The sequence below is a fragment of the Streptomyces sp. NPDC059373 genome (genome assembly GCF_042751495.1).
Taxonomy (GTDB): Bacteria; Actinomycetota; Actinomycetes; order Streptomycetales; family Streptomycetaceae; genus Actinacidiphila.
This window is the reverse complement of the sequence record NZ_JBHYXC010000056.1, coordinates 22,163-39,399: the sequence shown is the minus strand read 5'-3', so window position 1 is coordinate 39,399 and position 17,237 is coordinate 22,163. Positions and strand designations below refer to the sequence as shown.

Genomic DNA, 17,237 nt, shown 5'->3' with positions numbered 1-17,237 from the left:
GATATAGGCGGGTTAGTTTGGGGGCCCATTTTGCTTTTCCGCGTACAGCGCGGCCTGGCGGGCGCCCCCCCGCCCCCGGGACCTCTTCTGCCCGACTGGTGGAAGTGCCCCAGGGCGGCCTCGGCCGTGGCGTACGACTCAGTCAGGTACCAAACGCCGGTGTCGTAGGACGTGGCGTCGGATCCGGACATCGACGTGCGCGATCATGGCCGACAGGTCGGCGTCGCCGCTCATTGGCGGGCCTCGTCCTGAGTGCGCGCCCGGTCCTGCGCGACTGGGCGGAGACGGGTGAGCAGGTCGCGTCGGCCACGGACGGACAGACCAAGTTGGCCGGCGCGTTTGAGATCGATCATGCCGCTGAGCAATCCGAGGACGGCACGGGGTGGTCCGTCCAGGACGAGGTCCGGGTCGGTGGCGCGACCGAGCCGGGTGTGGATCTGACCGCTTCGCAGCTCGATGACCGCCAACTCGTCGGACGCGATGAGTTGGATGACTGCGGGTGGGGCGTCGGGGTCGGCGTCGGTGGTGAACCACGCCGGGGCGTAGGCCAGCCACTGGGCTTGGAACGCGTCGTCCGGCCGTTCGACAGTCATGAACTGCAGACCCCACAGCCCCAGCGCCTTCAACACCGGCTCCAGCGCCATACCCGTCTCGCTCAGGGTGTAGAGGACGGTGGCGACCGGCGGCGGTGCGTCCTCGCGAGTGATCAGTCCCGCGGCCTCGAGTTCTTTGAGGCGACTCGACAGCAGGTTCGCCGCGACGCCCGGCAGCCCGTTCTTCAGGTCGGTGAACCGGCACGGGCCCTGCAGCAGCAGCTCCCGGACGATCAGCAGTGTCCAGCGGTCCCCCACGACGTCGAGGGCCCGGGCGATCGAACAGTACTGGCCGTAGCTCCGCATGCGCCAAGCCTAGCCTGTGCGTGGTTTATTTTCCACATCAAGCAGTAGAAAAAATCAACCATACGGGCGTAGTCTTCCACCATGACTCGTGCACCGTCGAAACCGCTCGTGCTCGCCGCACTGCTGGCGGCCTCGTTCGTGATCAACCTCGACACCACTCTGGTCAACGTGGCGCTGCCGACGCTGACACGTGAACTGGGTACCTCCACCGCGCAGCTGCAATGGGTTGTGGATGCCTACAACCTCGTGTTCGCCGCCCTGCTGCTGACCTCGGGGAGTCTGTCCGACCGCTTCGGCCGCAAGGGCATGCTCATGGCCGGTCTGCTGGTGTTCGGCGTGGCCAGCTTCGTCGGGGGGTACGCCAACACCCCGGCCGAGCTGATCGCGGCCCGGGCCGTGATGGGTCTGGGGGCCGCGATGACGTTCCCGGCCACACTCTCACTGCTCACCGGCGTCTTCACCAGCCGCAAGGAGCGCGCGTTGTCCATCGGCCTGTGGGGTGCGACGGCCGGTATGGCCATCGCGCTGGGGCCGATCGTGGGCGGCTTCCTGCTCGAGCACTACAGCTGGTCGAGCATCTTCTACACCCTCGGCCCGGTGTCAGTGGCCGTCATCGCCCTGGTGGCATGGTTCGTCCCCAGGTCGCAGAACCCCCTCCGGCACCGCCTGGACTTCCTGGGCCTTGTCCTGTCCGGCGGATTCATGGGGCTGCTCGTCTACACCATCATCGAGGCCCCGGACCGTGGCTGGGCATCAGCGGCGTCGCTCGCCGGCTTCGCCGGTGCCGTGGTCCTGCTGATCGCGTTCATCGTCGGCGAGCGCCGCGCCGACGAGCCGATGCTCGACGTGCGGCTCTTCAGCGACATGCGCTTCAGCGCCGCCAGCGCCGCGGTCACGATCGCGTTCTTCACCCTGTTCGGGTTCATCTTCCTGATGACGCAGTTCTTCCAGTTCGTCCGGACGTACAGCCCCCTGTCCACCGGCGTCCACCTGCTGCCGGTCGCGGTCTCCGTTGCCGTCGGATCGACCCTCGGGACACGGCTGGCGGTCCGTGCCGGCACCAAGGCGATCGTCACCGCCGGGCTGGCCCTCCAGGCGATCTTCTACTTCTGGGTCGCCAGCGACATTTCCCCGACACTCAGCTACGGGATCATCGCCATCCAGATGGTCGTCTACGGTCTGGGCATGGGCCTGACCTCCGCGCCCGCGACCGAGTCCATCATGGGAGCAGTCCCAGCCGGCCAGGCCGGCGTGGGGTCCGCCGTCAATGACTCCACCCGCCTGCTCGGCGGAACCCTCGGTGTCGCGGTCATCGGCAGCGTGTATGCCTCGCTGTACGACGCACGGCTCAACACCACTCTCCCTGCGGCACTGCCCCCTGCACTGACGGACCGCGTCCATCAGTCCATCGGGGCAGCGTTCGGCGTCTCCAGCCAGCTCGCCACCCACGGCCAGCCCGCCGCGGCCGACGTCGTACGACAGGCCGCGATCGGCGCCTTCGACCACGGTCTCAGTGTCGGGTGCGTCGTGGCCGGAGTCGTCGCGGTCGCCGGTGCGCTGCTCGCCGGCGTCTTCCTGCCCGCTCAACCCCCGCAGCAACCCGGACCGGAACACCAACCAGCTGAGTCGGCCGACACCACCAGCGATCGAAAGGACCCGGTGCTATGACCTACGGAGAAACTGCCGTCAACCAGAGCATCGACCGACTCCTGAGCGACCATCGCGATCTCGACGCCTCGGCCGACGGAGCCCTGGACAACCTCGACCAGTTCCACATCGGTGGCGCCGACGCAGTCGAACTGCTCATCCCCACCCTCGCCCTTGCGCACGGTGATGTCGTCCTGGATGTCGGCTCCGGATTCGGCGGACCCGCGCGCCAGATCGCCCGCCGCACCGGCAACCACGTCGTCGGCGTCGACATCACCCCTGCCTACGTCGACGCCGCACACGACCTCACCGCCAGGGCCGGACTCAGCGACATCGTCCAGTTCCACGCGGGGGACATCGCCGACTTCCAGCCCGGTCCGGCCTTCGATGCCGCACTCACCATGCACGTCCAGATGAACGTGCGCGACAAGACCACCTGGTTCCGTCACATCGCCGAACGCCTCGCCCCCGGCGCGCGCCTGGCCGTCTGGGAAGTCTGCCAACCACACCAGGCTGACCTGCCCTGGCCCATGCCCTGGTCACTCGACGGCACCGACAGCTTCGTCGTGTCCGCCGAAACACTGCTCGCCTGCGTCAAGGACGCGGGGTTCGCCGCGGCCGAATGGACCAACGAGTCGACGTGGGTCCAGAACTGGATCGCCAAGACCTTCGCGAACGGCCTGCCCGCCGGACCCGCACTCCCGATGCTCCTCGACGACGGCTATACCCGCGTCATCAACTACACCACCGCGCTCACCGACGGCTCCCTTGAAGTCTGGCGCGGCTGTTTCACCAAGGACGCCGACTGACTCACAGCCGGCTCCCCTTGCCGGCCGGCGCACGGCGACAACGAGGCCCTGCGCCGGCGCTCTGGACCCAGCGTGCCCACGACATTACGCGGCCCCGGCGAACGGGGATGCCCTCGGCGGCATCGTCGTCGACCAGACCACCGGCAACCTCATCGGCAACAACTGGGGCTCGCGCCACTTCTACGAATGGAACAAGCAGAGCCGCCAGATCGCCGACTGGAACACCCCGGAGTCCTTCATCGACTACCAGGACTGCCAGTACGTGGCGAGCGCGAAGATGCTGTGCGGCGGCGTCACCAACTTGCCCCAGACCAACACGGCCGGCGGCACCAACGCCGTCTACGAACTGGGTGGCCTGAGCCTGGTCGACCTGCGCACCCACAACATACTCAACGAGGTGCCCTTCCAGCAGTGGTCCACCGCCGGCCACGTGGCCACCCGCAACCCCGGCAAACTCGCGGCCAACGGCAACCAGCTCACCATGTGGGCAGCCCCGGACAACGGCGACGAAGGCAACGGCACCGAGATCCTCACCTACCAGGCAATGGTCACCCCGGCCCCGTAACCAGCACGCCGCCACGCCGCCACGCCGGGTCGAGCCTTCACAAGCTTGCACCCGGCGGGGCACGCGCAGTTCACCCTGTCCTCCGCCCAGCGGAGAGTCGGCCGCGAACTCGGCTCCGCCTCCGCCGTCGCGGACTCCAAGCACCTGGTAGTTCAACAGCCCGCAGAAGGTGCCCACGTCGTCCTCACAGACAGCAACACCGGCGGCGTCAGGCCGTGGCGGACGAGTGCCGACGCGGCCGGTGGCACCAGTCAACTGATCCGTGCACGTCCCTCTGCCGGAGATCCGTGGACGGTGATCACGGCAGGGCGAATCCGCGCCAGTGACGCTCGGCCGCCGTACGAGCTTCGGGCTGAGAGGCCGGCCGCGGACGGGGCGAGGAGCGGAGAGGGCTCCCTGGCCGTCGCCGACCTGCGCCAGCTGCTGCAGACCGATGTCCGCGACGGCCGCCCCTACCTCGGCGGGCGGATCATCCCGCTTGCCGGGCCGGTCCGCCCACGACTGGCCGCCTACCTCGACGAACGCGCCCGCCGCTTGCCGAACATCGCCAACCCGCACCTGTTCATCAACGGGCAGACCGCCACCCACACCGGCCCGACGGGCACCGTCTGGGCCACCAGGGTCCAGTGTCTCCGCGCAGGCGTTGCGCGAGGACCGCATCGTCCACGAACTCCTCGCCACCGGCGACCTGCGCCGGCTGTGTGACCTGTTCGGCCTGAGCGTCGCCGGGGCCGGCGCCACCTCGCCGCACTCGACCCGCCCGGCGTGCCCGTCCCGGACTGAGCACCCACCGCTCGTTGCCATCCTGTTCGCCAGGTTCATTCCCCAGACAGTTGCCCGGCCGACCCGCCCGGGCCCACAGTGGAGAGCACTCGCCTCGGCGTCGTGGAGTGGAGGCCGCACGTGGCCAAAGACTGTTCCTCCCGTTCCTCCCGTTCTGCCCGCTGCTCGTCTTGCCTACGCTGCGGCCGGCGCCCCTGCACCGCCTGGCAGGGCCCGCGCAGCGTCGTACGGCTCGGGCGCACCGTGCTTACCTACCGCAGCTGCATGCGCTGGTCCGCGGCGGCGGCAGCGGTCGTGGCCGGGCTGCTGATCGGCGGAGCCATCACCGGCGTGCTGCTGCCCACCGGTACATCCGCCGCCACGGTCGCGCTTGTCTGGGCCGCATTCTCGCTACGGGCGCTTCGGCTAGCGCCCGCCTGCCCCAGCCCCGGCGGAGGCGGTGCCGGCCCCGGAGGGGCGGGGGTGCGCGAACCACGCCGTCCCAAGCCCTGCCCGCCCGGCGGGGCCATCGCCCTGCAACTGCCCGAAGGCCCGCCCGACGGCGCCGCCGCGCTCGCCTGACTCCCAACCGCCGATCAGCGTCCGGGCCGACCAGGGCTTCAATTTTCTCGGTAGACATGGGCACGTCTGATGAAACAGCGAAGTTGGGGGATGTGGCCCTTGATATACAGCTGTGACACATTTGCCGCCTGTGACGCTGTAGAAAGTAGGACGCCCAGTTCCCCCCGTGCTGGGCGTCCGTGGACGCGGGCGGGGGCGGCTTCCCCCGGTCGTCCCGCCCGCGTTCCGACACGGGGGCATGGACAAGGCGAGAAGCGTGGCAGCACAGACGAGACGCCTGGGGTAGGGCAGTTGGCAAAGGACAGCGTCCGCGATCGCGTGGGCGTCGTGATGGGGCACATAGGCCCGTACATCCAATTGTGGGCGCCCAGGGGCGGGCGGGAGTGGGACGTCAGGCCCGAGAACCTGCGACCGCTGACGGCGCATGAAGAACTGAGGGCGCGGCTCGCAACCCACAACGCTGCGGCCACTCAATGAGGCGTGCGGTGAGACAGCGGTTGCCGAGCTGATCGCCCGGGAGCCGCCAACTGCGCCGTCAACACCGACCTGCTGTCCTGGCTGCGCCAACACAGCGCGAAGTCCGCCAAGGACCGAACATAACGCAGCCGTTCGAACCGATGTCCCTGTCAGCACCCGCCTTCATCCGCGACGCACAGGGCAGCCGGACTCACCCTCGCCGAGATCCAAGCCGTCCTCGCCTGCGCGACAGCGGCCAAGCCCCCTGCACCCACGTCACCGCACTGATCGACCAGCACCTCCACGAGATCAACCAGCGCCTCACCGAACTCCGCAAGACTCCCGCTGCCCTGCGTGACCTCGCCCAACGGGCCGCCCAGACCTATCCGGCATCCTGCACCGAGGATGGCATCTACCGCATCTGCCGCATCTACCGCATCATCCGACCTCGCCCGCGACATCCCGGCAGGCGAATCCGGAGCGGGTTCCCGAACCGAAGTGCGCGACAAGGCCATCACCGGTACCAGCCCGGTGAGTTCGCGCCCTGGAACCCTTCAGAATTGTCGAAATCCCGAGAAATGGGGTAGTTTCCCGCGAAAATCTCTGGGAGTACCGGTGACCGTCCTATCGGCTTCGAGTCCCTGCACTGAAGCGAACTCCTCGACCGGGTTCCAGGTGTAGCAGCCGGCGGCCGGGGCGGTCCGTTCCTCCCCATGCGGCCACCGTACGCACTTCGGCGCTATCCGGACGTCTTCGGTTCATGACGGCCGCCCGCCGAACTGCCAGTTGTGGACTTCGATGTCGGCGTACCGGCCAGGGGTCAGGACGGCGCGTGCCGTATCCGAGTCCGGCGCCCGGACCAGTGCCGCCGTACCCAGCCAGGTGGCGCCGTTGTCGGACAGCAGCGGCCCGTATGCGATCAGCTCGTCCCAGCCGGGCGGCACGGTGGTGTCGTCGGCCGCCTGCCCCGAGCTGAGGCCGAGCACCAGATACCGGTTGCCATCGGTCCGGCCACCGGGGAAATCCCACATTGTGCGCCCCAGCATGTTGCTCCACCGGCGCACCAGCACGTCTCGGTACACGCCGGCCTGATAGCCGGGCTCGTCGAAGGCGAACGCGCGGGCGGCGGCGGGATCTGGCAGGTCGACGATGTGCACGCTGCCGGTGGGCGTGTCGCCGTCGCCGGCGAGGGTCGGGCCGCGGGCGATCATCTCCGTCGCGTACCGGTCCATGTAGGACCAGTGCTCCTCCAGCAACTCGCTGCGCAATGCCACGGAGCCGGGCCGATCGCGGTGGTAGAAGAAGAACTCCATGCCCGCAGTCTTTACCACCATGCGCGGAGGTAGTGCGACAGACTTATGGCCCATCGGCAGGCAACCGCCCGAGGCAACGTTTCTTTGTCGTGTAGGCCTCAAACACAGGCACTAAGGGTGGAACGCAGGCAGGCCGCATCGAAGCGGGAAGACCCAGCCATGTCGGCTGGGCCACTCCGGGAGAGTAATCCCCCGGCCATCCCCAACCCCCTCCACCCCAGCTCACAGGCCGGCCAGAGGAACACCGAATTCCATAGCGTGACGCGGGAAAGCGTCGCAGGTCGGCAAGGGTGCTCCCCGCGCACGTGGGGATGGACTGAATCCGCGAGCAGGAGATAGTCCAGGCGGTCCCCGTGGGCGCGGACCATCACCACTGCGGTCTCCCGCGCCCTCGACCGCGCCGGCTTCAAAATCATCGCCAGTGGGTCTGCCCGCTCTGCGGCCCGTCGCACAGGAGGGCGCTGCCCGCCTGGACGCCCCCTCACCTCGCTCGCCTGACTGCCGGTGAGATCCCTGCCTTGCGAGGCGCGACCTGACGCGCCGCTGTGGATTGCCGCCAGGCATGGGCGGCCCCCCCCGCGGCCGGTTGGCTCCCGGCCTGGGCGTGCGAAGGCGAGGGCCCACTTCGGCGCCCCAAGCCGCGGGTGCCATAGCGCATTTCGGCCGCCCGACCTGACCGCGGCCACCCGCCGCGCCGCCCGGCTGGCCCACGCGATCCTCAACGGCGGCCTGATCCCAATCGACCGGGTCGCCGACCAGAAGCCGTACTACTCACGGGACAACCGGACCTTCGAACTCAACCCACCCCGAGGCGATTCCGCAGCGGCCTGACCGCTATGAACGACGGCGTGCGAAGAGGATCGCTCCTGGGGCACTGCCCTCGGGGTCGAGCAGCATCTCGGTCTCGACCGTGAATCCGGCCTCGCGCAGCCAGGCGCTCACCTGGGCCGGCCGGCGCCGGTGGACGTAGACCTTCATCGGGTGGCCGCCGTAGCCCTGCGTCTTCAGCCGCGACTCGTCACCCACGTGAAAGCCGATCAGCAGCGGTGCACCAGGACGCAGGGCCCGTCTGAAGCCGGAAAGGACCGTCGGGACCGCCTCATCGGGGACGTGGATCAACGACCAGAAGGCGAGCGCACCGGCGATCGACTCGTCGGCGAGGTCGAGAGCCGTCATCGAGCCCACCTGGAACCGGAGCTCAGGGTGTTCACTCCGAGCCACGTCGACCATCCCGGGGGAGACGTCGATGCCGAAGGCGTCGACGCCCAGGTTGTGCAGGTAGGCGGTGATGTGGCCCGGTCCGCATCCCACGTCCGCCACCGGCCCACCGCCGGAGTCACTGACCGCGTCGGCGAACAGTGCCAGCGCCGCCCGGAGGTACGGCTCGCCGCCCAGAGCCTCGCGCACCTGGTCCGAGTAGCTGGCCGCGACCGTGTCGTATGAGGTGCGGGTGTCCGCCAACCAGCCGTCCGGATTCATGCTCCGACACAGTAGTCCAGTGATCTGACAACTGGGCGGGGAGGCTGACTGACCCTGCGGGGGGAAATTACGTGGCGTTCCAAATGAACCACGATGCGTGTCCGATTGACCTTGACAACTCGATTGGGAATCTCTGTCGATCCGGCCCCTGTCTCAAGTGATCTGGTCCGATTCGCTCGTCGTCTCAGATGATCTGGTTCGCCGCGAGCGGTGGACAAAACGGTGGACAGTCATCACGCGATCGGCAGACTGGCCCTATGACCGCATCGGATCCCAAGGCTGACCTTCACCTTTACCTGCAGTCCGCCCGCGATGCCCTGCTGTGGAAGCTCGAAGGGCTCTCGGAGTACGACATCCGCCGCCCGCTGACGCCGACCGGCACTAACCTTCTGGGCCTGGTGAAACACGTGGCCAGCGTGGAGCTGGGCTACCTCGGCGACACCTTCGGGCGGCCGTCCGGCGAGCTGCTGCCCTGGCTCGAAGACGGTGCTGAGCCCAACGCTGACATGTGGGCCACCGCCGACGAGTCACGGAAGTACATCGTGGAGCTTTACCGCCGGGCGTGGGCGCACGCGGACGCGACGATCGACGCGCTGGCGCTGGACACGATCGGCAGAGTGCCGTGGTGGCCAGGCGGCAGGGACGAGGTGACGTTGCATCATGCAGTCGTGCGCGTGATTGCTGATACGCACCGGCACGCCGGGCACGCCGATATCATCCGGGAACTCATAGACGGTGCCGTGGGGATGGACAAGGGCAACGACAACATGGCGCCGGGCGACTCGGCGTGGTGGGAGAACTATCGAAGCCGGCTGGAGCGTGCAGCTCAGGAAGCCGACCGAGACACGTAGGGTCGGACCAGATCACCTGAGACGGCATCCGGCATCCCCCCGTCGAGGACCACATCACCCGAGATTCCCGGCATCCTCACGTCTCAAATGAACTGGTCGCCGCAGGTCATAGGTCCGACTCGGGGCCGATCGTGCTCGGCCTTGCCGAGCAGACGATCTGACATGCTGCGGAACCCGCGGTAGAGCGGGCCCTGCGGGGTCACCATCACCTTGTACGTCGCCGACTCGTGCCCTTCCCAGCCGGCTGCGACCAAGACTCATAGTTGGCGAGCCCGTCGCCGAGCAGTCAAGGTACCGGGCGTGTGCCGATTTCTGGTTGGCGATTTTGCCGGACGCTAGTACTCCAGCCGTAGTTCGTGATCTTCATGCCTGAGTGGCTTGTCGTCGGTAGTGGCTGGCCTGGGATCGGGCCTGGTGGCGGCGTCGCCAGTCGGACCAGCCGAGCCGGTGGACAGCGTCGTGGAGGGGTTGGACGACGAGCGTGATGAACAGCCGTTGGATCTCGTTGCAGGTGAGCGATATGAGGGCGTCGGGTGCGGGGTGGCGGTCGCGTTCGTCCGCGCGGACGACGGCGAGGAAGGCGTGCGCGAGCATGGCCAGGGTGACCCAGCGGGACCAGGACGGGTAGCGGCGGACCTGGTGCTCGTCCAGGGCGGCCAGGCCCTTGCCGGACTGGAAGAACTCCTCCACCCGCCACCTTGATCCAGCGACGCGCACCAGGGTGGTCAGCGGCACCGGTGCGGGCGAGTAGCAGCGGTAGTAGGCGAGTTCGCCGGTGCTGCGGTTGCGGCGGATGAGTAACTGGCGGCTCCCGGGCCGGGGGTCGATGAGGTCGATGGCGGCCCAGTCGTAGAAGCGGTGGCCTTTGGCTCCGGCTCCTGCGGACGGCTTCTGCCAGGCCCGCTTGGGCACCTTCTTGGCCAGGGCGTCCGCGCGGAACTTCCCGGCGCCGGTGGTGGCTTCGTGCGAGCAGGCCACCGCGAGGACGTAGCCGGTCCCGCGTTCCTCCAGTGCGGTCCGCAGCTTCGGGTTGCCGCCGTAGACCTCGTCACCGGCGACCCAGGCGGCCCGGTGGCCGGCGTCCAGGAACCGGGTGACCGTGCGCGCGGCCAGCTCCGGCTTGGTCGCGAACCCTGTCTCCTCGCCTAGCCCGGCGGCGCGGCAGCGGTCGGGGTCGGAGGTCCAGGAACGCGGAACGTACAGTTCCCGGTCCACCGCGGCGTGCCCGCGCCGGCCTGCGTAGACCAGGTAGACGGCGACCTGGGCGTTCTCGATCCTGCCCGCGGTGCCGGTGTACTGGCGCTGGACGCCGACCGTGCCGGTGCCCTTCTTCACGTCGCCGGTCTCGTCGACCACCAGAACCGCCTGGTCGTCGTGCAGGTGCTCCACCACGTAGCCGCGTACGTCGTCGCGGACCTGGTCGGCGTCCCACTTGGCCCGCCCGAGCAGGTACTGCATGCCGTCCGGGGTGGCCTCCCCGGCCCACTCGGCGATGGTCCAGCAGTTCTTGCGCGGCAGGTCCGACAGCAACCCGAGCACCAACCGACCGGCCTTGCGCCGGGGTTCGACTCGCGTGAACCGGCCTGCGATCCGGCTCATCAGGCCCTCGAACGCCTCCTGCCAGCGGGCAGGGTCTACGCTGTGACCTGCGGCCACCGCGTGATCGTTTGTCTTCACACACCGATGATCAACGGTGGCCGCACCCGTCTCCGCAGCGTGTCAGGTCGTGCAGCGTTCGCCTGCCGTCCTGTGTCAGGAGGACATGTGCAGCGTGGCGAAGTCTGGTGGGTCGAGTTCGACGAGCGGCGGCTGGTCGTACTGCTGTCGGCAGACGACGCGTCCGGGATCCGGGCGATGCAGGTCGTCGCGCCGGCGGGCGTCGACATCAGCGGTCTGGGCGTCGAAGTGCAAGTAGGCGCCATGGAAGGACTGCCCTTTGAAGGCGTGCTGCGGTTCGCATTCCCGCGTCCAGGCTTCACCCCCTGCACGTGGCTGACCACCATGTCCCGGGACGACCTGATCGAGCGGGCAGCCGTCCTGTCCTCCGCGAAGCTCAGCGAGATCGAGGATGCCCTCCGCCTCGACGGACAGGCGAAAGAGTGGACCCCGGCGACAACCGCGAAGCTCAGCGAGATAAAGGACGCCCTACGTACGTCTCGGTGAACTCGAGTAGGCGGACAACGCCCCCCGATGGCGTGGTCGATCTCGTCCAGATGATCGACACTGGCCACCTGTCTCCTCGGCGCCCTCACCATCGAGATCACGAACTACGGCTGGGGTACTAGTTGGCGAATCGGGATGCAGAACCAGATGTTCCGCAGGCGGATGCGGTGTCGGGTTCCTTTGAGAAGCCGGGCTGCGGGGATGGGAAGCTCAGCATTAGGCCAGCCGGAGTTGGCATGTCGAACGAACGCACGCCCGGCAGAACACCTTCCACCGACTCGGCACGCTGCTACGAGCGCCGGGCCATCGTCATCGACGACTTCTTCGATTTCGCGGGCATGGTCATCACTCTGCGTAGCCTGATCCGGAGATCGCGGTGGATGGCCACCTCTGTTGTTCTGGACCGCGAAGTCCATGTAGGGGCGGCTGATCGGGTGGTGGTGACGAAGACGGCCAGGTCGGCTCCGAAGTGCGCCTTGGTTCCGAGGGAATCGCGGAGTTCGCGGCTGGCGATGGTGCTGCTGGGCGTGTACCGGTGGCACTGGATGATCATTGCGCGGCACTAGCAGTGGTGGGTCATCCAGGTTGGCTGACCGACCGCATGAGGGGTGCGCCCGCCCCTCGTGGTCAGGCGAGCGGGACGGTCACCGTGGTGGGGGAGTGCGGCAGCAGGTGCACGGTCTGCCGTCGGTCCGCGGCACCCCGGCACACGAGGGTGACGTCCCGCTCGAGCGGCGACGTGAGAACCACCCGGGCGAAGCCCGCCGTCAGGTCCCACGTCAGCTCGTCGACACTCACCCCGGTACGCGTGGCGATGCCCCGCAGGCTGCCGGACCGCCACTCCGGGGGCAGAGCGGGCAGGAGTTCCACGATCCCGGGCCGGGAGTCGAGGAGCATTTCCACGACCACGGCCGGCAGACAGTGGGCGGCGTCCGCGTTGTAGATCTCCAGATCGGGGTTGTGCGAGGTCATCAGCGACCGGAAGACCATGTTCCGGCCCACGATCTTGAGGACGTTCGCCTTGGCCGTCTCGCTGTCCTTCAGGCGTGCCGCGCACAGGGCGCGATGCAGGCTGCCGTGCGCGGAGATGTTCTCGTCACCACGCCGCAGCAGGGCTTCGCGGGCGGCGGCGGCCAGGTCGGGGGTGTCGTCGGGGGTGATGGCGTGCAGTGGCCACACCGGGTAGAGGTGGCTGACGTGGCGATGGTCGTCGGCGGTTTCCAGCCCAGGCCATGCCCACTCGGCGAGCGCCCCGTGGTCGTCGACGCGGTACGGCGGCAGTCGCTCGGCCAGTGCGCGCCAGCGGGCGGTCGCGGCCTGCTCGATGCCGAGGTGCGTACAGGCGTCGGCGGCGGTGGTGAGCGCGTGCCGGGCCGCTGCGATGTCCATGGTGGCGTTGACCCCGGCTGCGCCCCGTTCGTTCTTGGGGCCGACCTCCGGGGAGTAGGACGGGACGATGACGAGGCGCCCGTCGTCGTCCTCGCGGGTGAGGAAGTCCTCGAAGAAGACGGCGGCCTCGACGAGCCAGGGGGAGAGGGTACGGGCGAGGAAGTCGTCGTCGCCGGTCGCCTGCCAGTACTCGTACAGCGGGAAGAGCAGCCAGTCCGCGCCCGCCAGCCACATGGCCCAGGGCCAGTCGTCGTCGAGGTGGAAGAGCAGCCCGTGTTCGCCGTCGGTGCGGCTGGGCGCGAGCGCTCCGCGGGTGCCGTAGATCGTGTGGGCGTTGGTGCGCCAGTCCTCGATCTGCCCGCCGATCAGCGCGGCGTACGGCGAGATCAGCTCGGGCATGCCGGTGAGGACCGCTCCGGCCATCTGGAGGTTGATGTTGGCGTCCGTGGTGTAGTCGCCGGACCAGGCCGCTCCCCACTCGCCCAGCCACAGCCCGGTCAGCCGGGGCGGAAGGACTCCGCTGGAGCTGAGCAGCAGGTAGCGGCCGGAGTGGAACATCGCCTCGACCAGCGCGCCGTCGAGCACCTTGGCGTCGGCGCGGGCGATCAGCTCGCCCACGGGGAGGCCGCGGTCGCTGTCGGCCACGCTCAGGTCGAGTTCGGCGCGGGCGTAGAGCTCGCCGTGAACCGGCGCGTGGCGGGCGAGCAACTCGTCGTAGTCGGCGGGCAGCTCGGCCAGAGCCGCACCGAGCACGTCAATGTCGGGAAGGGGCGCCGACCGGTCCATCCGGGTCAGCAGGAGCACACGCGTCGCTGCCTCGACACCGACCACGTCCCCCTCTGCCGTGACCCGGCCACCGGTGACGACGGCCCGGGTGACGCCGGCGAATCCCGCCGCACCGGGACCAGGCGGATACGCCCCCACGACGGCGAGCGACGCCTCATCGTCCGAGGTGGACCGCGCGGACGTTGTGAAGGTGACCTGCGGCGGGCGGCCGGGCAGGTCGCCGGAGAGCCGTATGGCCAGGTCGAGCCGCGGACCGGTGATCTCGACGACCGCGACGGCATCGGTGCGCGACACGAACGCGCGCCGTGTCCACTCCCGCTCCCCGTCGGCCCAGGTGACCCGCACCTCGCCTGTGGCGAAGTCGGTGACCCGGCGGTAGCGCTCGACCGGGCCTTCTGCGGCCACCGCGTCCACATGAAGCACGTGCCCCGGATGGAAGGACTGCGTCCAGGCCAGCTCCCTGCCGTCGGAGAACTCGCGCTGCGCCCGCTGTCGTTCCCCGGCGAGGACAAGGTCGCGGACGTGTTCGAGACGGTCGGCGACGGCCGGCGGCCGCATCCCCAGGGACTCGTTGGGGAGCACGTAGCGGTGATGGTTGTGAACGATCCGTTCCTGGTGGGGATGTCCGAACACCATGATTCCGTACTCGCCGTTGCCGGAGAGGAAAGCGTCCTCCCAGCGGTCGGCGGGTTGTGTGTCGTGGATGCTGTGCACCGGCATTCCCGGCCTCCCGGAAGTAACGCGCCTGAGCGGCTCGAACAGGCTGCGGGGGAGCCTACAAGAGTTGCCGACTCTGCGACCGAAAGACTTTCGTAGGGTCGGATGCCGTTGAATTTCCGCGGGTCTTCGGGCTTTCCGACGCTTTGCACCGGTCGGCGTGATCGGGGCGGCGTGTATTTTCACTCAGCGCACAGTCTGCGGACGCCGACAGGGAGGTCCACGCCGAAGTGACGGGCTCAGCCAGGTCGCGCCGGGATGCCCAGTACGGGCTTCTCACCTCGATAGCCAACGAGGTCGGCGTCTCGCCCGCGACCGTTTCGAAAGTCGTCCACCGGCGACGCGACGTCTCCGAGGCGACGCGGGCCCGGGTCGAGGCGCTGCTGGCCGAACACGGCTATGTCCGTGCCTGGGAGAGCGACGAGGGCCGGCCGCAGCAGATCCTGGCCGTGTTCCGGGACCTGGCCGGACCGTACACCCTGGAAGTGGTCCGGGGCATCGTGGAATCGGCGGCCGAGACGGGCGTCCAGACGATCGTCGGCACGACCAGCAGGCACTCGATCGCCCAGTGGCTGGAGGAGTCCGTGGCGCTGGGCGCCGCGGGAGTCGTCATCGTCATCTCGGCTCTCGCCGAGCGGGACCAACACAGGATCCTGGATCAGCGGCTGCCGGTGGTGCTCGTCGATCCCTTGAACGCGCCGAGCGTCGACATCCCGAGCGTCGGGGTGACGAACTGGCACGGTGCGACCACCGCCGTCCAGCACCTGCTCGGCCTCGGGCACCGCCGGATCGGCATGCTGGCCGGCCGTTCGAGTTCGCTGGCCGGGTCCGCGCGCCTGCACGGCTACCGAGCCGCTCTGGCGGAGGCCGGGATCCCGTACGATCCCGCGCTCGTCCGTTCGACGGACTTCGACTACGGCGAGGCGCTGAGCGCCGCCCGCAGCGTTCTGGACCGGAGCGAGAGGCCGACGGCTCTCTTCGCCGCGAGTGACGTCCAGGCCCTTGGTGCCCTGGAGGCCGCCCGGCGGCTCGGTATCGCCGTGCCGAGTGGTCTGTCGGTCATGTCGTTCGACGACACCCTGGTGGCCGCCATGGCTTCACCGCCGCTGAGCGCCGTACGGCAGCCCTTCCGGGAACTCGGTCAGGAGGCCATACGCGTCCTGCTGGACTTGGCCGACGGCAAGCCTCCCGCGACGACGCGCAGGGAACTCGCGACGGAATTGGTCGTGCGCATGTCCACTGCCTCGCCCCGGACCGAGAAGGACGGGCGCACTTGACCCCGATTCCGCAAGCCCCCGGAACACGAAAGTCTTTCGGAACTGAAACCCTTCCGGTATTGCCGCGGCCGAATAACGCCGCTTAGCGTGACCGACGCCAGCTCAGCCGCAGGAGCAACGGTACGCAACCCTTGCGCGAAGCACCTGCCGGTCATGGCCATCGACCCACATCCCTCAGCGCGAACAGGCCCGGGACGGCCTGCCGGGTGAGCACATCCGCACAGAGGGAATTGCCGACTCGAAAGGTGTTCAACGATGAACAGAGTGTCGCGACGGTGGTTTCTCACCGCTACGGCGGCGGCCACGCTGACCGTCACCGTGGCCGGCTGCGGCTCGTCCGGTAGCTCCACGTCCTCGCCCACCGGCAGTGTGGACTTCTGGACGCTCCAGGACCCGACGAACTCGGTGCAGAAGAAGGCCGTGGACTCCTTCAACTCCACGGGCAAGGGCAAGGTCAGCATGTCCGTGATCGCCTCGGACGGCTACAAGGACAAACTCCGGACCGGCATGGGCTCGTCGAAGATGCCCGGGCTGTTCTTCAACTGGGGCGGCGGCAGCCTCGACGACTTCGTCAAGGCCGGCAAGCTGGTCACGCTGGACACGGCCCTGGAGTCTCACTTCCTGCCCTCCGCACTGGCCGCGGGCAAGGTCGACGGCAAGCTGGTCGGCATCCCCTGCCGCGGCACCCAGCCGGTGTTCCTCTTCTACAACAAGAAGGTATTCGCCGATGCCGGCGTCGAGCCGCCGAAGACCTACGCCGACCTGCAGAACCTGGTGAAGGTCTTCAAGGGCAAGGGGATCACGCCGTTCGCGCTCGCCGGCAACGCCAGCTCCTCGTGGACGGAGCTGATGTGGGTCGAATACCTCGTCGACCGCCTCGCGGGGCCGGAGCTGTTCGACAAGATCCAGGGTGGCGACTGGTCGCAGTGGAAGGTCCCCGCGGTCCTCAAGACCGCCCAGATGATCAAGGAGCTGGTGGACAGCGGCGCCTTCGGCAAGAACTTCGGCTCGGTCAGCTACGGCGCCGGCGGCACCGCCACCCTGCTCAACAAGGGCAAGGCGGCGATGGTCCTGATGGGCTCGTGGGAGTACGCCGTCCAGCAGGGTGAGGCTCCCGACTTCGCGAAGAACGGCCTGGGGTACGTGGCCTTCCCGAGCGTCGAGGGCGGTAAGGGCGACGCCGCCAACGTCGTCGGAAACCCCACCAACTACATCTCGGTGACCACCACTGCCCCCAAGGACACTGCGGCGGAATTCCTCAAGACCACCTACAGCGACAGCTACGTGCAGGGCTTGATCGAGAAGGGCGAGGTCCCGGTCACCACCAACGCCAAGCAGCTGCTCGCCAAGGCTTCCGACCCCGCGTATGCCACGTTCCAGTTCGATCTCGTGAGTAAGGCGCCGTCCTTCACGCAGTCCTGGGACCAGGCGCTGGGCCTCACACTGGGCACGCCGCTGCTCACCGAGATCCAGAAGCTGTTCAACGGGCAGAGCTCGCCGGAGCAGTTCGTCAGTGCGGTTTCGGCGATCAAGAAGTAGGAA

The 17,237-nt window shown here is 68.4% G+C and carries 14 protein-coding genes; 9 read left to right on the top strand and 5 right to left on the bottom strand.

The features are described 5' to 3' along the window. Positions 1 to 230 precede the first annotated feature (230 nt). Positions 231 to 899, bottom strand: coding sequence for a winged helix-turn-helix transcriptional regulator (locus ACFXJ5_RS37735; RefSeq protein ID WP_384641880.1), 669 nt, complete (start codon positions 897 to 899; stop codon positions 231 to 233). An 81-nt stretch (positions 900 to 980) separates the two neighbouring features. Here ACFXJ5_RS37735 and ACFXJ5_RS37730 point away from each other — a divergent pair, with 81 nt between their 5' ends. The 4 genes from ACFXJ5_RS37730 to ACFXJ5_RS37715 all read left to right on the top strand — a co-directional run bounded on the left by ACFXJ5_RS37730 (position 981) and on the right by ACFXJ5_RS37715 (position 5,264). After that, positions 981 to 2,567, top strand: a complete 1,587-nt coding sequence (locus ACFXJ5_RS37730) for a DHA2 family efflux MFS transporter permease subunit (protein WP_384641878.1) — start codon at positions 981 to 983, stop codon at positions 2,565 to 2,567. After that, positions 2,564 to 3,355 (top strand): SAM-dependent methyltransferase, encoded by a 792-nt coding sequence (locus ACFXJ5_RS37725; protein ID WP_384641875.1) that lies wholly within the window; start codon positions 2,564 to 2,566, stop codon positions 3,353 to 3,355. Before ACFXJ5_RS37730 ends, ACFXJ5_RS37725 begins: the two co-directional genes overlap by 4 nt. Continuing rightward, a complete protein-coding gene (locus ACFXJ5_RS37720) occupies positions 3,315 to 3,920 on the top strand; it encodes a DUF6454 family protein (RefSeq protein WP_384641872.1) in 606 nt (201 codons plus the stop codon). Before ACFXJ5_RS37725 ends, ACFXJ5_RS37720 begins: the two co-directional genes overlap by 41 nt. 1,047 nt (positions 3,921 to 4,967) lie before the next feature. Then, a complete protein-coding gene (locus ACFXJ5_RS37715) occupies positions 4,968 to 5,264 on the top strand; it encodes a hypothetical protein (RefSeq protein ID WP_384641869.1) in 297 nt (98 codons plus the stop codon). A gap of 1,214 nt (positions 5,265 to 6,478) precedes the next feature. Here the strand turns inward: ACFXJ5_RS37715 and ACFXJ5_RS37710 are convergent. Both ACFXJ5_RS37710 and ACFXJ5_RS37705 read right to left on the bottom strand, forming a co-directional pair. Then, on the bottom strand, positions 6,479 to 7,033 hold the full coding sequence (locus ACFXJ5_RS37710) for a YciI family protein (RefSeq protein ID WP_384641888.1): 555 nt from the start codon (positions 7,031 to 7,033) through the stop codon (positions 6,479 to 6,481). Positions 7,034 to 7,867: 834 nt separating this feature from the next. Next, entirely contained in the window at positions 7,868 to 8,512 is a 645-nt protein-coding gene (locus ACFXJ5_RS37705) for a class I SAM-dependent methyltransferase (protein WP_384641866.1), read from the bottom strand. A gap of 257 nt (positions 8,513 to 8,769) precedes the next feature. Between ACFXJ5_RS37705 and ACFXJ5_RS37700 the strand changes: the two genes are divergently transcribed. Continuing rightward, the gene (locus ACFXJ5_RS37700) at positions 8,770 to 9,363 is read left to right on the top strand and encodes a DinB family protein (RefSeq protein ID WP_384641864.1); all 594 of its coding nucleotides are present in this window, start codon (positions 8,770 to 8,772) and stop codon (positions 9,361 to 9,363) included. Between the two features lie 363 nt (positions 9,364 to 9,726). On the opposite strand, the gene ACFXJ5_RS37695 is transcribed toward ACFXJ5_RS37700, so the two are convergent. Then, positions 9,727 to 10,962, bottom strand: a complete 1,236-nt coding sequence (locus ACFXJ5_RS37695; RefSeq protein ID WP_384641885.1) for an IS701 family transposase — start codon at positions 10,960 to 10,962, stop codon at positions 9,727 to 9,729. Between the two features lie 165 nt (positions 10,963 to 11,127). On the opposite strand from ACFXJ5_RS37695, the gene ACFXJ5_RS37690 reads away from it, so the two are divergent. After that, positions 11,128 to 11,526, top strand: a complete 399-nt coding sequence (locus tag ACFXJ5_RS37690) for a type II toxin-antitoxin system PemK/MazF family toxin (protein ID WP_384641861.1) — start codon at positions 11,128 to 11,130, stop codon at positions 11,524 to 11,526. A gap of 236 nt (positions 11,527 to 11,762) precedes the next feature. Next, a complete protein-coding gene (locus ACFXJ5_RS41285) occupies positions 11,763 to 12,092 on the top strand; it encodes a hypothetical protein (protein WP_459254003.1) in 330 nt (109 codons plus the stop codon). A gap of 61 nt (positions 12,093 to 12,153) precedes the next feature. Here the strand turns inward: ACFXJ5_RS41285 and ACFXJ5_RS37680 are convergent, their stop codons facing one another. Then, positions 12,154 to 14,421 carry a glycosyl hydrolase family 95 catalytic domain-containing protein gene (locus ACFXJ5_RS37680; RefSeq protein ID WP_384641855.1) on the bottom strand — a complete coding sequence of 756 codons (2,268 nt, stop codon included), beginning with the start codon at positions 14,419 to 14,421 and terminating at the stop codon, positions 12,154 to 12,156. Between the two features lie 227 nt (positions 14,422 to 14,648). Here ACFXJ5_RS37680 and ACFXJ5_RS37675 point away from each other — a divergent pair, with 227 nt between their 5' ends. Together ACFXJ5_RS37675 and ACFXJ5_RS37670 are read left to right on the top strand one after the other, a co-directional pair. Next, positions 14,649 to 15,695 carry a LacI family DNA-binding transcriptional regulator gene (locus ACFXJ5_RS37675; protein ID WP_384641854.1) on the top strand — a complete coding sequence of 349 codons (1,047 nt, stop codon included), beginning with the start codon at positions 14,649 to 14,651 and terminating at the stop codon, positions 15,693 to 15,695. Between the two features lie 255 nt (positions 15,696 to 15,950). Next, positions 15,951 to 17,234 carry an extracellular solute-binding protein gene (locus ACFXJ5_RS37670; protein WP_384641851.1) on the top strand — a complete coding sequence of 428 codons (1,284 nt, stop codon included), beginning with the start codon at positions 15,951 to 15,953 and terminating at the stop codon, positions 17,232 to 17,234. The last annotated feature ends 3 nt before the right edge of the window (positions 17,235 to 17,237 follow it).